Annotated in this window: 11 protein-coding genes and 1 pseudogene; 3 read left to right on the top strand and 9 right to left on the bottom strand. The window is 58.8% G+C overall.

Going from position 1 to position 14,055, the window contains the following annotated elements; translation table 11 throughout:
- Window positions 1-455: 455 nt before the first annotated feature.
- Window positions 456-1,478, bottom strand: coding sequence for a zinc-dependent alcohol dehydrogenase family protein (locus PSH96_RS13900; protein WP_017135574.1), 1,023 nt, complete (start codon window positions 1,476-1,478; stop codon window positions 456-458).
- Window positions 1,479-1,725: 247 nt separating this feature from the next.
- Between PSH96_RS13900 and PSH96_RS13895 the strand changes: the two genes are divergently transcribed.
- The gene (locus PSH96_RS13895) at window positions 1,726-2,640 is read left to right on the top strand and encodes a LysR family transcriptional regulator (protein WP_244972951.1); all 915 of its coding nucleotides are present in this window, start codon (window positions 1,726-1,728) and stop codon (window positions 2,638-2,640) included.
- Window positions 2,641-2,683: 43 nt separating this feature from the next.
- Here PSH96_RS13895 and benD read toward each other — a convergent pair.
- The 3 genes and pseudogenes from benD to PSH96_RS13880 form a co-directional block, all read right to left on the bottom strand.
- Window positions 2,684-2,910 (bottom strand): annotated as a pseudogene (gene benD, locus PSH96_RS13890) (1,6-dihydroxycyclohexa-2,4-diene-1-carboxylate dehydrogenase); the annotation flags it as partial.
- A gap of 102 nt (window positions 2,911-3,012) precedes the next feature.
- Window positions 3,013-4,821 carry an ABC transporter ATP-binding protein gene (locus tag PSH96_RS13885; protein WP_305460068.1) on the bottom strand — a complete coding sequence of 603 codons (1,809 nt, stop codon included), beginning with the start codon at window positions 4,819-4,821 and terminating at the stop codon, window positions 3,013-3,015.
- 188 nt (window positions 4,822-5,009) lie between these two features.
- Window positions 5,010-5,510 (bottom strand): Lrp/AsnC family transcriptional regulator, encoded by a 501-nt coding sequence (locus tag PSH96_RS13880; RefSeq protein ID WP_056859928.1) that lies wholly within the window; start codon window positions 5,508-5,510, stop codon window positions 5,010-5,012.
- A gap of 119 nt (window positions 5,511-5,629) precedes the next feature.
- On the opposite strand from PSH96_RS13880, the gene PSH96_RS13875 reads away from it, so the two are divergent.
- Together PSH96_RS13875 and PSH96_RS13870 are read left to right on the top strand one after the other, a co-directional pair.
- Complete coding sequence (locus tag PSH96_RS13875; RefSeq protein ID WP_305459742.1) at window positions 5,630-6,664, top strand: histone deacetylase family protein; 1,035 nt, start codon at window positions 5,630-5,632, stop codon at window positions 6,662-6,664.
- 252 nt (window positions 6,665-6,916) lie between these two features.
- The gene (locus PSH96_RS13870) at window positions 6,917-8,332 is read left to right on the top strand and encodes an amino acid permease (RefSeq protein WP_305459740.1); all 1,416 of its coding nucleotides are present in this window, start codon (window positions 6,917-6,919) and stop codon (window positions 8,330-8,332) included.
- A 116-nt stretch (window positions 8,333-8,448) separates the two neighbouring features.
- Here the strand turns inward: PSH96_RS13870 and PSH96_RS13865 are convergent, their stop codons facing one another.
- The 5 genes from PSH96_RS13865 to PSH96_RS13845 form a co-directional block, all read right to left on the bottom strand.
- Window positions 8,449-8,907 (bottom strand): Hsp20 family protein, encoded by a 459-nt coding sequence (locus PSH96_RS13865; RefSeq protein ID WP_236374232.1) that lies wholly within the window; start codon window positions 8,905-8,907, stop codon window positions 8,449-8,451.
- A gap of 181 nt (window positions 8,908-9,088) precedes the next feature.
- Window positions 9,089-9,454 (bottom strand): response regulator, encoded by a 366-nt coding sequence (locus PSH96_RS13860; protein ID WP_056859924.1) that lies wholly within the window; start codon window positions 9,452-9,454, stop codon window positions 9,089-9,091.
- Between the two features lie 23 nt (window positions 9,455-9,477).
- Window positions 9,478-10,920 carry an ATPase domain-containing protein gene (locus PSH96_RS13855; protein ID WP_305460066.1) on the bottom strand — a complete coding sequence of 481 codons (1,443 nt, stop codon included), beginning with the start codon at window positions 10,918-10,920 and terminating at the stop codon, window positions 9,478-9,480.
- Between the two features lie 126 nt (window positions 10,921-11,046).
- The gene (locus PSH96_RS13850) at window positions 11,047-12,708 is read right to left on the bottom strand and encodes a N,N-dimethylformamidase beta subunit family domain-containing protein (protein WP_305459736.1); all 1,662 of its coding nucleotides are present in this window, start codon (window positions 12,706-12,708) and stop codon (window positions 11,047-11,049) included.
- The gene (locus tag PSH96_RS13845; RefSeq protein ID WP_305459734.1) at window positions 12,705-14,051 is read right to left on the bottom strand and encodes an MFS transporter; all 1,347 of its coding nucleotides are present in this window, start codon (window positions 14,049-14,051) and stop codon (window positions 12,705-12,707) included. Before PSH96_RS13845 ends, PSH96_RS13850 begins: the two co-directional genes overlap by 4 nt.
- Window positions 14,052-14,055 lie beyond the last annotated feature (4 nt).

The raw sequence follows: 14,055 nt of genomic DNA, 5'->3' as shown, positions 1-14,055 counted from the left end.
ATTCAAAGACACATCTGACAAATAGAACTTGTCAAACTTCAACCTCCAGCTATGCATCGTTTGAAAGCCACCCTTGGAATAGCGATTGCCTCGCGTCCTGGCAGAGGCTGTACCACTCGTAGTTGCAGGAAGTGCCTGCTGATGAATCAGGAAATCATTCATAACTCAGTCCTTGAGTTGAAAGTGAAGTGCCAATTATCAGGGCTGAAATAATGATTAACAGATACAGAAGCTGACCAAAAAGCAGTTCAGATAATGACGGGGGCAAATGTGCAGGGCACAGACACAACAACGCCGCGCTGAATTTCAGGGCGGCGGCGGGGAAAAGGGCATCGTTTGCGGGACCGGACGGCCGTTGCGCGTTTCAGACAACGCGCGGATTCAACCCTGTCATATGGCGCATTTGCCCCATGCGCCCAGGGTTTGCAAAACTCATTTACGAATCTTCCTACACCTCAAACAGCCTCAACCTGCAACGCAACACGCTCGCGGCACGGGCATTCATCCATGTAACGGTGCGCTTCTACAAACTGGTTGAAGGCAAACACGGTGGTTTTCAGTGGCACCAGCACGCGGTCGGCCGTCAGTTGGTTGATGTCACGCAATGCGCGTTGCAAGGCGACGTGGTCCTGAATGATGCCCAGTTCCGGCTTGCCGGTGAAGTTACCAATACAGTGCACAAAGAACTGGATGTTCTTCTGGAACGCTGCACAGGCCGGGAACGGCGTCTGGTTGCCGCCCTGCAAACCGTAGAGCACCAGGCTGCCACGGGGCGCCAGCACATCACCGAGCAGCGACATCTGCGGACCGCCCAAGCCATCGAACACCACATCCACGCCGCGGTTATCGGTGAACTTGTTGATTTGCATCAGCAGGTCCTGCTCTTCGGTGACGATGACCTTCTCGGCCCCCAGCGACAGCAGGTATTCGCGCTCGGCGCTGTCCTTGGTGGCGGCGATCACCCGAACACCCAGCGCCTTGCCCAGTTGCACAAACGAAGGGCCGGCACAGTGGCTGGCGTCGGTCACCAGGGCAAATTGGCCGGGTTTGACCCGCGCCAGATCCATATAGGCAAAGTAGGCGATCAACAGCGGCGTGTAATGCACGCTGGCTTCAATCGGGCTCAATACATCCGGATAACGGGTCAATGCCGAGCGCGGCAATACGATTTGCTCGCCATATACCGGGTAATCATTGGGGCTTTCGGCCGGAAAACTGGCGACTTTATCGCCTACCGCCAAGTCATCCACGCCCTCACCGAGGGCCACCACCACACCGGCCATCTCATGGCCAAGGCCGGACGGCAAGCGTGCATGGGAGGACGCCAGGTTCTGGCGCCACAGAATGTCATACCAGCTGATGCCAATCGCTTCGACACGCACCTGCACTTCGCCCGGTGCGGGCTGTGCGGCTGCATGCTCTTCGCATTTGAGCACCTCGGCCGGACCAAACTTGTGAAAACGGATCGTGCGGGACATCGCAAACCTCGTCAAAGTAACCTCTAATGCCATGAACTCTATCTGGGCTTTCCGGGTAAGGCCACCGGTCGCCATTAATAGTCGACATGTCTGTCATTGATTCCGCAAGTGAGGCATTCACCTCAAGTATCGTAGGAAAACTCAATTATCCGGTGCAGAGTACCAGCCTTTCCCCGTAAGATTCATGCCGGTCATTGTTTACATGTGGCCGCTCACGTCAAGTTTGCTGACTCTTCCAGGACACAAGATGAACCGTAACGACCTGCGTCGTGTCGACCTTAACCTCTTGATCGTATTCGAAACCTTGATGCATGAGCGCAGTGTGACCCGCGCTGCCGAGAAATTGTTCCTTGGCCAGCCGGCCATCAGCGCGGCGTTGTCGCGCCTGCGCGGGCTGTTCGATGACCCGCTGTTCGTGCGCACCGGGCGCAGCATGGAGCCGACGGCGCGCGCCGTGGAAATCTTCGCCCTGCTCTCCCCGGCCCTGGACTCGATCTCCACCGCCGTGAGCCGCGCCGCCGAATTCGACCCGGCCACCAGCACCGCCGTGTTTCGTATCGGCCTGTCCGACGACGTCGAATTCGCCCTGCTGCCGCAACTGCTCAAACGCCTGCGCGCCGAGGCGCCAGGCATCGTGCTGGTGGTGCGCCGCGTCAACTACATCCTGATGCCGGGTCTGCTGGCCTCCGGGGAAATTTCCATCGGCGTCAGCTACACCGCCGACCTGCCCGCCAACGCCAAACGCAAAGTGCTGCGCCGCAGCCTGCCGAAACTGCTGCGCGCCGACAGCGTGCCCGGCTCCCTGAGCCTCGACGACTTCTGCGCCCGCCCCCACGCCCTGGTGTCCTTCGCAGGCGACCTGAGCGGGTTTATCGACGAAGAGCTGGAAAAGCTCGATCGCAAACGCCACGTGGTATTGGCCGTACCGCAGTTCAACGGGCTGGGCACATTGCTGGCGGGCACCGACATCCTCGCCACCGTGCCGGACTACGCCGCCGAGGCACTCACCTCGGCGGGCGGTTTGCGCGCCGAAGACCCACCGTTGCCGGTACGCACGTTTGAACTGCATATGGCCTGGCGCGGGTCGCAGGATAATGATCCGGGGGAGCGGTGGTTGAGGTCGAGGATTCAGATGTTTTTTGGCGACCCTGACAGTCTTTAGGGTCCGTCTGGCGGGCTGTTCGGCTGATCATTTTGCCTTTTTCACTGTTGCGCGGAATGCACCGTGGCGGTGCCTCGGTGGCGTCGACGCGAATCCCGCTGCCGGCAGTCTCCAGGGCCAGGTAGGCCGTCAAGGCATTCACGCCGCCCTTGGCCGCGCCCAGCTCCAGCATGTGGGCAGCACGTAATGGCAGCACCACAACGTAGGGAACAGCGAGCGGCGCACTTCGGCCTCGACTTCGGCCTCGGCGTAATGCTCGAAAGGCTTGGCCTAGAGCGTCCCACCGACGTAGTCCGGCACCGCGCAGGCATCGGCGCCCTGGAGGTATTGTCGGGCGTTCTGCGCCAGGGTTTCAGCAGTGCACTTGGGGACCTAGCGATACCCCCGCGCCTGAACATCGAACAACTCGGCATAGCGCCCAGCCGCCGCCATCAGTTGGTGATGGCTGCCCTCCTCCAGGATTCGCCCGCCGTCCAGCACGATGATGTGGTCGGCATTGCGCACGCTGGAGAATCGATGGGAAATCAACAATGTCATGCGGCCCTTGGCGTGTTCGCGAAAGTGCTCGAACACCGCCGCCTCGGCGCCGGCGTCCAGCGCAGCCGTCGGCTCATCAAGAATCAGCAGGTCCGCCTCCTGGCGCATATACGCGCGTGACAAGGCGACCTTCTGCCATTGCCCACCCGACAACTCCTGGCCGCCCAGCCAGCGCCCTAACTGTGTGCCGTAGGTTCTGCTCAGGCGCTCGATGAATTCGGCGGCCACGCCCTGGGTTGCGGCAGTGCGCCAGCGCGCCTCGTCGTTCAGCGCATCGACGTCACCCACGCCAAGGTTCTCGCCGACGGTCATCTGGTAGCGGATGTAATCCTGGAAAATCACCCCGATGCGCTGGCGCAGTGTCTGTTCATCCCAGTCTTGCAAGTCGCTGCCATCCAGCAGAATGCGCCCCTCGTGCGGTGTATACAGGCGCGTGAGCAGTTTGATCAGGCTGGTTTTGCCCGAGCCATTCTCGCCCACCAGGGCCAGGCTTTGCCCCGGCGCCAAGTGCAGGTTGATGTCAGTCAATGCCGGCCGCTCAGCGCCGGGGTAACTGAACCCCACGTGCTCGCAGCGCAGACCGTCGCCGGGACGCGCGCCCTGGGTAAGCTGGCCACGCGGCACGACCACGGGGGTCAGCAGGTACTCATAAAGGTCCGACAGAAACAGGCTGTCGTCATACAGGCCGGCAATCGCGCTGAGGCTGGCGGTGATCGCGCTTTGCCCCTGCTTGAACAGCACGATGTACATGGTCATCTGTCCCAGGCTGGTCTGGCCGCGCACGGTGTCCAGCACCACCCAGGCGTAAGCCACATAAAACGCCGCGGTGCCCAGCAGGCCCAGGGCAAAGCCCCAGGCATCCCGGCGCACCGTCAACTGGCGGTCTTCGGTGTACAAGCGCCGGGCGTTGTCGCGGTAGCGCTTGAGGAACAGCGGCGCCAGGCCGAACAGTTTGACCTCTTTGGCGTGGGTCTCGTGGGATAGCAGCGATTCCAGGTAATTCTGCTGACGGGTCTCGGGCGCGCGCCGGTGGAACAGGCGAAACGCATTGCCCGAGAAATGCGTCTCGGCGAAGAACACCGGTAACGCGCCGACCACCAGAATCACCAGCGCCCACGGCGAAAAGTGCACCAACAGCACGGCAAAGCTGATCAGCGAGATCAGGTTCTGCACCAGCCCCAGGCCCTTGGTGACCAGGCTCAGCGGGCGTGTCGACGCGCCCTGGCGCACGCGCACCAGCTTGTCGTGGAACTCGGCGTCTTCAAATTGCAGGAGTGAGAGAGTCTGGGCTTTCTCCAGAATCATCAGGTTGACCTTCACCCCCAACTGCACCCGCAGCAACGATTGCTGCATGGACAACGCACGCTGGGCGGCGGCCAGCAGCGCCAACACGCCCGCCTCGGCCAGCACGTACTGCATCACCGGCCACACGGGCGCCTGGCTGCCGGCTGCATGAATCTGCATCGCGTGCACCACGCCATCGACAATGCGCTGGCCGATCCAGGCAGCCAGCGCAGGCAACAGACCGGCAACGATGGTGGCCAGCAGCAGGCCTATGAATAAGGGACGCGACGTCCCCCACACCAGCTTCAGTGCCCGGCGCGCCTGGATGGAAAACGCGCTCAATCGATTGAACAGCACCATGAATGGCATGGACTCCGTGTGGGGGCTGGGGTGAGACGGGTGGATTATGGCAGGCGATGGCGTTGCGCACATCCAACAGCGAGGCAACAGGGGCAAGTGGTGGAGCAAGGGGCACCACGGCAGATTCTCGGCGCGCCGCAGCATGACAACCCCCGCAATCCCTATGCGCAGCCCAGAACCTGCGACATTCAATCCTTGCTCAATTTGGGTATGGCCATACGGCTGCCCGCTTTGATTTCACGCAACGCCAGACTCGACTGAATAGACGCGATACCGACCTGGCGCCTCAGTACTTGCTCGATAAAGTCGCTATAGCTATCAAGGTCCTCCGCCAAGACTTGGAGCACGTAGTCGGCGTCTCCGGTGATCTTGTGGCAGGCCAATACCTCTGGCAACTGCGCAATTACTGCCTCGAAGGCGTCCGGAGCGTGATCGGCATGGGTGGAAAAGCGAATGTGCACGAATGCCATGATATCCAGCCCCAGCATTCTTCGATCAAGCGTTGCCTGATAGCCCTTTATCACCCCCGCCTCCTCCATTCTCTTGCGCCGTCGCCAGCAAGGCGTAAGGCTCAATGAAAGCCGCTCACTGAGTTCGGCATTGGAAATGCTCGCGTCCTCCTGCAATAGCTCAAGAATGGCCAGATCGGTCTCATCGAGGCTGATGCGTCTGGATATATTTTTCTTCATTACGCCATTCCTGAGTTAAATCGCCCGATAAATATAGAGAAGCACAGAAACAAAGCAAAGAAATCGCGTCCTGACCAGAACAGAATATTTGCACTGGCCCACATTAACGGATGCGCAGAATGTTTACAGTTTTCAGTGATTCCCACCGTCTGCACCATGGCACCGAGTTGAAGGATGGCGTGCTCAAGCCGTCGTTCGAGCAGCCCAGTCGGGCCGACACCGTTCACAACCGCGTCAAGCAAGTAGGCCTTGGCCAGATAGTCGAACCCCGCGTGTTCGACCGCTCGTGTTACGTCAACGCGCACAGCGAGCGCTACGTGAGCTTCCTGGAAAGCGCCTGGTCGCAATGGTGCGCCACAGGGCGCACCCATGATGCGCTGCCACTGGTGTGGCCTGTACGTGACTTGGCCAACGATCAGGTGCCGACGTTCATTGACGGCAAACTCGGCTTCTATGCGATGGATGCCGGCTCGCCGATCACTGCCACCACCTGGCAGGCGGTCAAGACCAGTGCCGATATCGCCTTGACGGGTCTGGCGCTTATCGATGAGGGCCATGACAGTGCCTTTGCCCTTTGTCGTCCGCCGGGCCATCACGCGGCGCGTGAATACATGGGGGGTTACTGCTATCTCAACAACGCGGCCATTGCTGCACAGCAGGCAATCACCCAGGGCGCCAAACGCGTCGCGGTACTCGACGTCGATTTTCATCACGGTAACGGCACCCAGAACATTTTCTACCAGCGCAATGACGTGATGTTCATATCGCTGCACGGCGAGCCGGCCGTGTCCTATCCCTACTATTCGGGGTTCAGCGATGAAGTCGGCGCCGGCCGTGGCGAAGGGTTCAACCTCAACTACCCGCTGCCGAAAAACACTGCCTGGGATACCTACCGCGACGCCCTGCTGCATGCCTGCAGGAAACTCCAGCAATTCTCGCCGCAGGTATTGGTGATCTCACTGGGGGTCGACACCTTCAAGGACGACCCGATCAGTCACTTCCTGCTGGAAAGCGAGGATTTCATCGGGATCGGCGAACTGATAGCGAGTGTGGGTTGCCCCACCCTCTTTGTGATGGAAGGCGGCTATATGGTCGATGAAATCGGAATCAATGCCGTGAACGTACTGCATGGCTTCGAGAGCAAGCGCGCTTGAGCATCCGCCCGAAGACGGTGTGATCGACCTGAAAATATAAAAAACCTGTTCCAGAGGCTTGATCAGCAGCCGACCAAAGCCGCCCATCTGCGCACGGCCCGTTGACCGGCGAGTGACGCCCCCAGCCATGTGCAAGGGGCCGGCGCTGTCCACCCTAAACCAACACCGTCAACCGCCATTGCCTCCTGACAATGGCGCTGGCTATGCACTTTTCTGCCAAAACTCAAAAACATAAGATCAAGAGGTTTTGAAATGAAATCGAATGTATCAGAGCAGGTTGAGCAACCTGCTCTGCAGCGCACGCTCAGCAATCGTCACATCCAGTTAATGGCAATGGGCGGAGCCATTGGTACAGGTTTGTTCATGGGCTCCGGCAAGATCATCGCCCTCTCCGGCACCTCGATCATCCTTATCTACATGATCATTGGCCTGTTCGTTTACTTCGTCATGCGTGCCATGGGAGAAATGCTGCTTTCCAATTTGAATTTCAAGACCTTTGCGGATTTTGCCGGCGCCTACCTGGGGCCTCGCGCTGCGTTTTTTCTCGGCTGGTCATATTGGCTAAGCTGGAGCGTTGCAGTGATCGGCGATGCCGTCGTTGTCGGCGGCTTTTTCCAGTACTGGTTCCCCCATCTGCCGGCCTGGATACCGGCTATCGGGATGCTGGCGACACTGTTTGCCTTGAATGTGCTGACGGTCAGGCTTTTCGGTGAAGTCGAATTCTGGTTCGCGATCATTAAGATCATCGCCGTCGTGACGCTTATCGGGGTCAGCATCGTGCTGATTGCCAGCGCGTTCGTTTCCCCCAATGGCGTCACCGCGTCCCTGGGCCATCTGGTGGATAAGCAGGCTGCATTCCCTCATGGCTTGCTTGGTTTTTTTGCCGGTTTTCAGATGGCGATATTCTCATTTGCCGGCACCGAGTTGATCGGCACCGCTGCAGCAGAAACCCGTGCTCCGGAGAAGACGTTACCCAAGGCAATCAACTCGATTCCGCTGCGAATCATCCTGTTCTACGTGTTGGCATTGGCCTGCATTATTGCCGTAACGTCCTGGCAACAGGTTTCACCGGTAAAAAGCCCTTTTGTCGAGCTTTTCCTCGTCGCAGGCTTTCCCGCAGCAGCCGGCATCGTTAACTTCGTGGTCCTGACATCCGCCGCGTCATCGGCCAACAGTGGCGTATTCTCCTCCAGCCGCATGCTGTTCGGGCTGGCCAATCAAGACAACGCTCCGGGTATTTTTCGGCGTCTATCGGGCAACAGCGTGCCTCTGTTGAGCCTGGCCTTCACGACACTGTTGATGCTGTCAGGTGTGCTCGTGCTGTTCATCGTTCCGGAAGTCATGACAGCATTCACCATCGTGTCCACCGTGTCGGCGATTCTGGTGATCTTCACGTGGTCGACCATCCTCGCGTCTTACATTGCCTATCGCAAAAAACGTCCTGAGCTTCACGCCAAATCTGCTTACAAGATGCCAGGCGGCGTGCCAATGGCGTGGTTGTCACTGGCTTTTATGGGCTTCGTGCTCTGCCTGCTGGCATTGAGACCGGACACACGCGTTGCGTTGATGGTCATGCCGGGGTGGTTTATATGGCTGGCAATTGCCTATCAGCTGACACGTAGCAGGAAACCAAAAACCGCCGTTGAATCGGCAGGCCAATTCGGTTGAGTCAAAAGACGTATTTCAACCGGCAATGACCACGGCGCAGACCCCCACGCGTGCACGCCTCAGAGGTTAATTAAAACAGAATAAAAAAGGCGCTCCGCAGAGCGCCTTGAACACAATTATTGCAGGCTTACTTGACGCTGGTCTGGCTTGCCGGCAGTACCGATCTCGATACGCTTTGGCTTGGCTTCTTCGGGTATAACCCGAAGCAGCTCGATGGCTAACAGACCGTGGGTGAGCGATGCACCTTGCACTTCGATATGGTCAGCCAGCCGGAAGGACAAGCGGAAGGCGCGTTGCGCTATCCCTTGGTGCAGGTAAGTCACCTTCTCGTCGTTTTCACGTTTTCCACCAGAAACGCTCAATACGCCATTTTCAACCTGAATGTCTATGTCCTCCTCAGTAAGACCCGCCACTGCAATCACAATGCGGTATTGATCCTCACCATGCTTCTCCACGTTATGCGGTGGATAGGTATTACCAGCCTCACTACGAAGCGCTGATTCAAACAGGTCGTTGAAGCGATCAAAACCCACAGACTGACGAAACAGAGGGGCCAAAGAAAGAGTAGTAGCCATAGTAAATCTCCTGAGTGTTCTCCAAGTGATTTAAGACGCGACCCGATTGCGGCATCGCGTAGAACCGAAAATAGGTGCTACCAAAACGTTTTCAAGAGCCTCTCGAAAAAATTTTTTCAACTCGATTGTTCGGGCAGGCGGAGCCCGATCCCCCATGGCTCCGGGTAGGTAGATGCAGTACTCACTGATCAGTGGCGAGCAGCTTTTTAACTTCGGCAATGATCAAGTCGATGTTGAATGGCTTCGCCACTACCGCATCAAACAGATCCGATCTCTGCATGCCGATGTGTGCCTGAGCACCGCTCATCAAGATGATCGGCAATTGATTAGCGCACGGGAGAGCTCGAACGGCTGTGGCGAATTCCAGGCCGTCCATCACGGGCATCATAAAATCGGTGATGATCAAGGCTGGCCGCTCTCTATCCAGCACTTCCAGCCCTTTTCGACCATTGCTGGCAGTCACCACCATGAACCCCTCATCCTCCAGTGCGAAGCTGAGAATGTCAGCGATCAAATACTCGTCGTCGACGACCAGGATGGTGGTCATGTTAATTCAACCCACTCAAAAGCTTAAGAAAGTGAACCGGGCGATGTCTCAGTGGGGGCTGAAGGTTCATGTCTCGAAGCCTTTTTCAGGAAAACATCGCGATCTTGAATGACAACCTCAAATCTGGAGGGGTCATAAGAGCTATCTCGTACCTTAAGAATGGAAAGCGTCCTGCTTAGTTCAGAGTGATTCTCAGAGAAACGCATCAGCATCAAGTTATCGACGATGCTGGACAGGTCAGAGTTTGGCGCGCTGACCTCGGAGCCAAATAGATCACGCATTTCCCAGGATGCGAATACGGTTACGCCCCTGGATCGAAGCTCATTCATCAGCGCACTGAAGAATTCAGTAGTTCGCGCCGGGTTTGTAGAGACTCGGGTCATACCGCTGAGGCTATCGATGAACAGGCGCTTGATGCCCTTTTCTTCTACAAGGCTCAACAGGCGTGCGCCCAACCCATCCAGTAACCCCTCAGTCGTCGGCTGCCAGGCAATGCTCAGGGCGCCGCTGTCCTCCATGCCTTGGATATCGATACCCAGTGATTGGCCTTTGAGTCGTAACCGTTGTGGGCTTTCATAAAAGCCAAAATGCAGTCCTGGAGCCGCCACCGTCGACTCGGCCAGAAACTTCAGGCCCAGCGTCGTTTTACCAATGCCGGAGGGGCCCATGACCAGAGACACGCTGGAACTGTAAAGGCCGCCACCCAATATGCCGTCCAACGAACCAATGCCACTGGGAATACGCGTCATGTCGGCGCTGTCGGGGGCGGACGGGTGGCTATAAAGGCTTTCGAGACGAGGGTAAACCACTAAACCATTGTCGGTAATCTCACATTCATGAAGGCCTGTCATGGCTCCACTGCCGCGCGTTTTACGCAGTTGAATACGACGTACCGAGCGCGTGCCAAACAGCTCTTCGCCCATTTCAATGACGCCATCAACCATGGTGTGCTCAGGGCTGCCGTCGTCGAGACGGGAACTGGTCAGAAATAGCACCGTGCAACCGGCGAAAGCAGCGTGCCCTTGCAACTCGGAAATGAATTTCTTGGTGTCGATGTGCGAGTCGGCTTTTGAGCGAGCATTGAGCAAGCCATCCACCACCATCACCGTAGCTTTTTGGCGACTTATCTCGCGCCGAAGCAGTTTCACCACCTCGTCCAGCCCTTCGTTTTCCAACGTGTCAAACGCGCTGACAAACTGAATGTCGGCGCCCACTTTGGACGCGTCGAAAAAGCTCAGAGTAGAAAGAAACTGAAACAGACGGTCGTGTGACTCGGCCAGCAGTGTGGCGACCAGAACCCGGCCGCCATTGTTCGCATGATGGAACCCAAGTTGGTTGGCCAGGATGGTTTTGCCAGACCCTGGCCGCCCCTGGATTATGTAGGAGGCGCCCGCGACCAGCCCTCCCTTGAGCAGAGCGTCGAGCCCTTCGATTCCACTTTGGAGGCGTTTTAGCTTTTCCACAATGCGACCCTGATCTGAAAAACAGGCTGTTTAAGCCCAATGATGGGAATGCTAACGCCATTTACGCTTTAGAGCCATTCAGACCTGGAGCACGGTGGGTTAATCAGCGGCGATGGAGTCCCAGATCATCTATCCCATGCGCGTATTGCGCAAGAAACGCTCAAGCACGTTGTTGGTGATCATCACGGTGTAAATGTCTGCTTGCATGAGCCCATGCACCCATTCGCACGTGGCCGCAGTAAAGACCTCGCCTCGACCTTTGTGGAAGTGCACCACCATACCGGCCCCGCGGCTATGCACATCGACACTGGCGTCACCAGGATCGGGCGCCAGGATGGAGGCACGAAACCGGGCATCGCCATCGCCGAGCATGAATGAATAGGCATCCTCGGACCGGCCATGCTCGGCATTGGTCGCCCAGCCCATTGCGAGGATTTGCAGTCCGCCGGGCGCATCGTCGGTGTAGAGCGGTTCCGGGAGGCCATCGACGAACGTGTAGTCCAGGCCATCGACCTCATAGCCAAAGATGTTGGCTTCGTCTGCGAACATGTCCGCGTAACCCAGGCCCGTCCCCATGAACGCCCAGTGCTCAGGCCTGAAGACGGTGTACCCGCGAGGGCCGCGCGGCGCCATTCCCCCGAAGCTTGCGTATATGCCGCGCAAAGCGTTGACCCCAAACGTCTTTGCCCCTGGGTGATTGACCCGCGGATCTTCCCAGGCCCCCGTTAGCCGATGAGGCGCGGTAGCGGCCACAGGATCGAGCGCAGCGGCATCGTACTTGTAGGCCACCTGCCGCCGACCCTCATCCTCCAGGCGGATCTGCCACATGAAATTGCCGGCGAAACGCGCGACCTTGCCGCCCTCCTCGACAAACGCGTCGACATGGTCACGCATTTCCCGCGTCCAGTACTCGTCGTGCCCGACGAAGACGGCGCAAGCGTAGCCCTCAAGCGCGTGCGGGTCGTGATGCAAATCGTCCTGGGTCAGAATATGTACCGTGTAACCCTGCTGTTCGGCCCAGACCACAAAAGGTCTTTCAAAGGAGGCCCAGCCCGCCAGCGCGTAGTACTTGGCGTAGCCGTTAAGGCTGGCCCATTCGATGAACTCATAGCGCGCCGGCCCTGGCTTACGGGGCCGGGTCGCGTTGACGCAACGAGGTGCATCCTCCGGCAGCCACACCTGCCCTCGCGCCCAGGGGCGCTGTGTCGACAGCAACGGTGAGCGACCACGCGGCGTGCCGGGGTGAAGGCCAAAGTAATGATTGGCACCGCCCCAGTCGTTATAAGCCGCCCACGTTGAGGTGGCCGCAACGAGCACCAAGGCATCGGCACGCTTGAGTAGCGCCTTGACGATAAACAGATGATGCCCCAGGACGCTGTCGTCGCCGTCCCGTACTTCCACGATATAGCCACCCGGCTCGGCATCCGCCGGGATTGACCAGTGCATGAAGGCGGGCCATTGGCAGCCATGCTCGTAGGCGCGTTCGGGGATGGGATGGAAGCGAGCATCAAGGTTGTCGGTGGTATGCAGCGTGCGGGCGATGGCGCCATCACGGTAGATGCGGATTTTCACCTGCGGGCGGTTCGACGACAGATACAGGCAAACCGAATCACCCGGGCTATAGGCGCGGCGATCCGAATAGCACCAAGCGGCCGCGGGGCCCGACTCGGAAGGGACTTCGACCCAGGTCTCGCGGGCGCCCTGACGCGGCCCCGACGCCTGACTGACGGTCACATTGGTGCCCGGTCGTTCGCCTCGTGCAGCGGCGGTTTTGAGGTGTGCGGCATTCATAGCGTCGTACTCCTTTGATCGGCTGAATCTGCGAATCGTAAAGGCGATTGATTGACGCTGGCTCGAACGCCAGGCGCCTCGATGTGCGCAAGGTCGATGCCCGCCGTTTCGTCGATAAGAAACCCGGCCAGGACGGTGACGACGCCCAAGCCGATGACATAGCTGACGTACAGATAGCCAAGGTCGGCGCCGCCGAGATAGTTGTGCAGATAGGGGGCGGTGCCGCCAAAGATCGCCACCGAAACGGAAGACACCAGGCCCACACCCTGAGCCCGCGCCTGGGTCGGCACCTGCTCGGAGAGCACGGCAGGGAAAATCGCCGCGATCAGCGACCAGGCGCCAAGCCCCAGCACCTGGGCCAGGAACAGCGTGTAGGGCTCGGTTGTCACCATTATCGAGAGGGGGTAGGTCAGCACAATCACACCCAGGCCCCAGGCGATGACCATGGGCCGGCGCCCTACCCGATCCGACAACATCCCGCAGACCGGCAACCAGCACACACAGAGGATCTGCGCGAGGAGACTGGCCACATAGGCACCCGTGGCGTCCATGCCTTGGGCGATCGCCGTCGACGCGCCGAACGTGACCCACGCGTAGTAAGTGACATTGGCGGCCGCTGCAAGCATGACGATGTTACGCGCGACTCGCAGCATCTCCCCCGTGGACAGCTTGCGCGGCCGCGCCAGCCCCTGCTGCGCTACGAACACATGAGACTCCTGCGCACCACGGCGCAAAAACAGCGCGTAAATACCGAGTACTCCACCAATGGCAAAACCGATCCGCCAGCCGTAGTCACCCATGGCCTGGGCGCCCAGCAGCCAGGTCAGCGCCGCCGCCACGGCCGTCGCCGCCATCACCCCGAGCGTCACGCCCACATAAACCGAACTCGACCATAAGCCACGGTGCTTGCTGGGGGCGATCTCAGCGACATAGGTATAGGAAACCCCTGTCTCGCCGCCATGGGCGAGCCCCTGCATCAGGCGAAAAAACAACAGCGCGACCGAGGCATACAGGCCAATGCTCTGGTAGTCAGGGATAAGCGCGATGCCAAGACTGCTGATCGCAAGCAGCAGCATGGTCATCACCATGATGGTCCGGCGCCCCAGTCGGTCGCTCAGCCGGCCAAACAACCATCCACCGACAGGGCGAGCGACAAAGCCAACCGCAAACACGGCAAGGGTCGCGAGCATCGCCGAGCGCGCATCGGTCTTGTCGAACAGGTTGCTTGCCAGGTACACCGAAAAGGTTGCGTACAGGGTCCAGTCGAACCATTCGAGCGCATTGCCGATACCTGCCGCGCGCAACGATTTGAGGCGTCCTTGGTGAGACGTCGTATTGTTCATGGTG

This window comes from Pseudomonas sp. FP2338 (assembly GCF_030687515.1).
In the GTDB taxonomy this organism is placed as follows: Bacteria; Pseudomonadota; Gammaproteobacteria; order Pseudomonadales; family Pseudomonadaceae; genus Aquipseudomonas; species Aquipseudomonas salomonii.
This window is presented reverse-complemented; position numbering and strand designations above follow the sequence as displayed.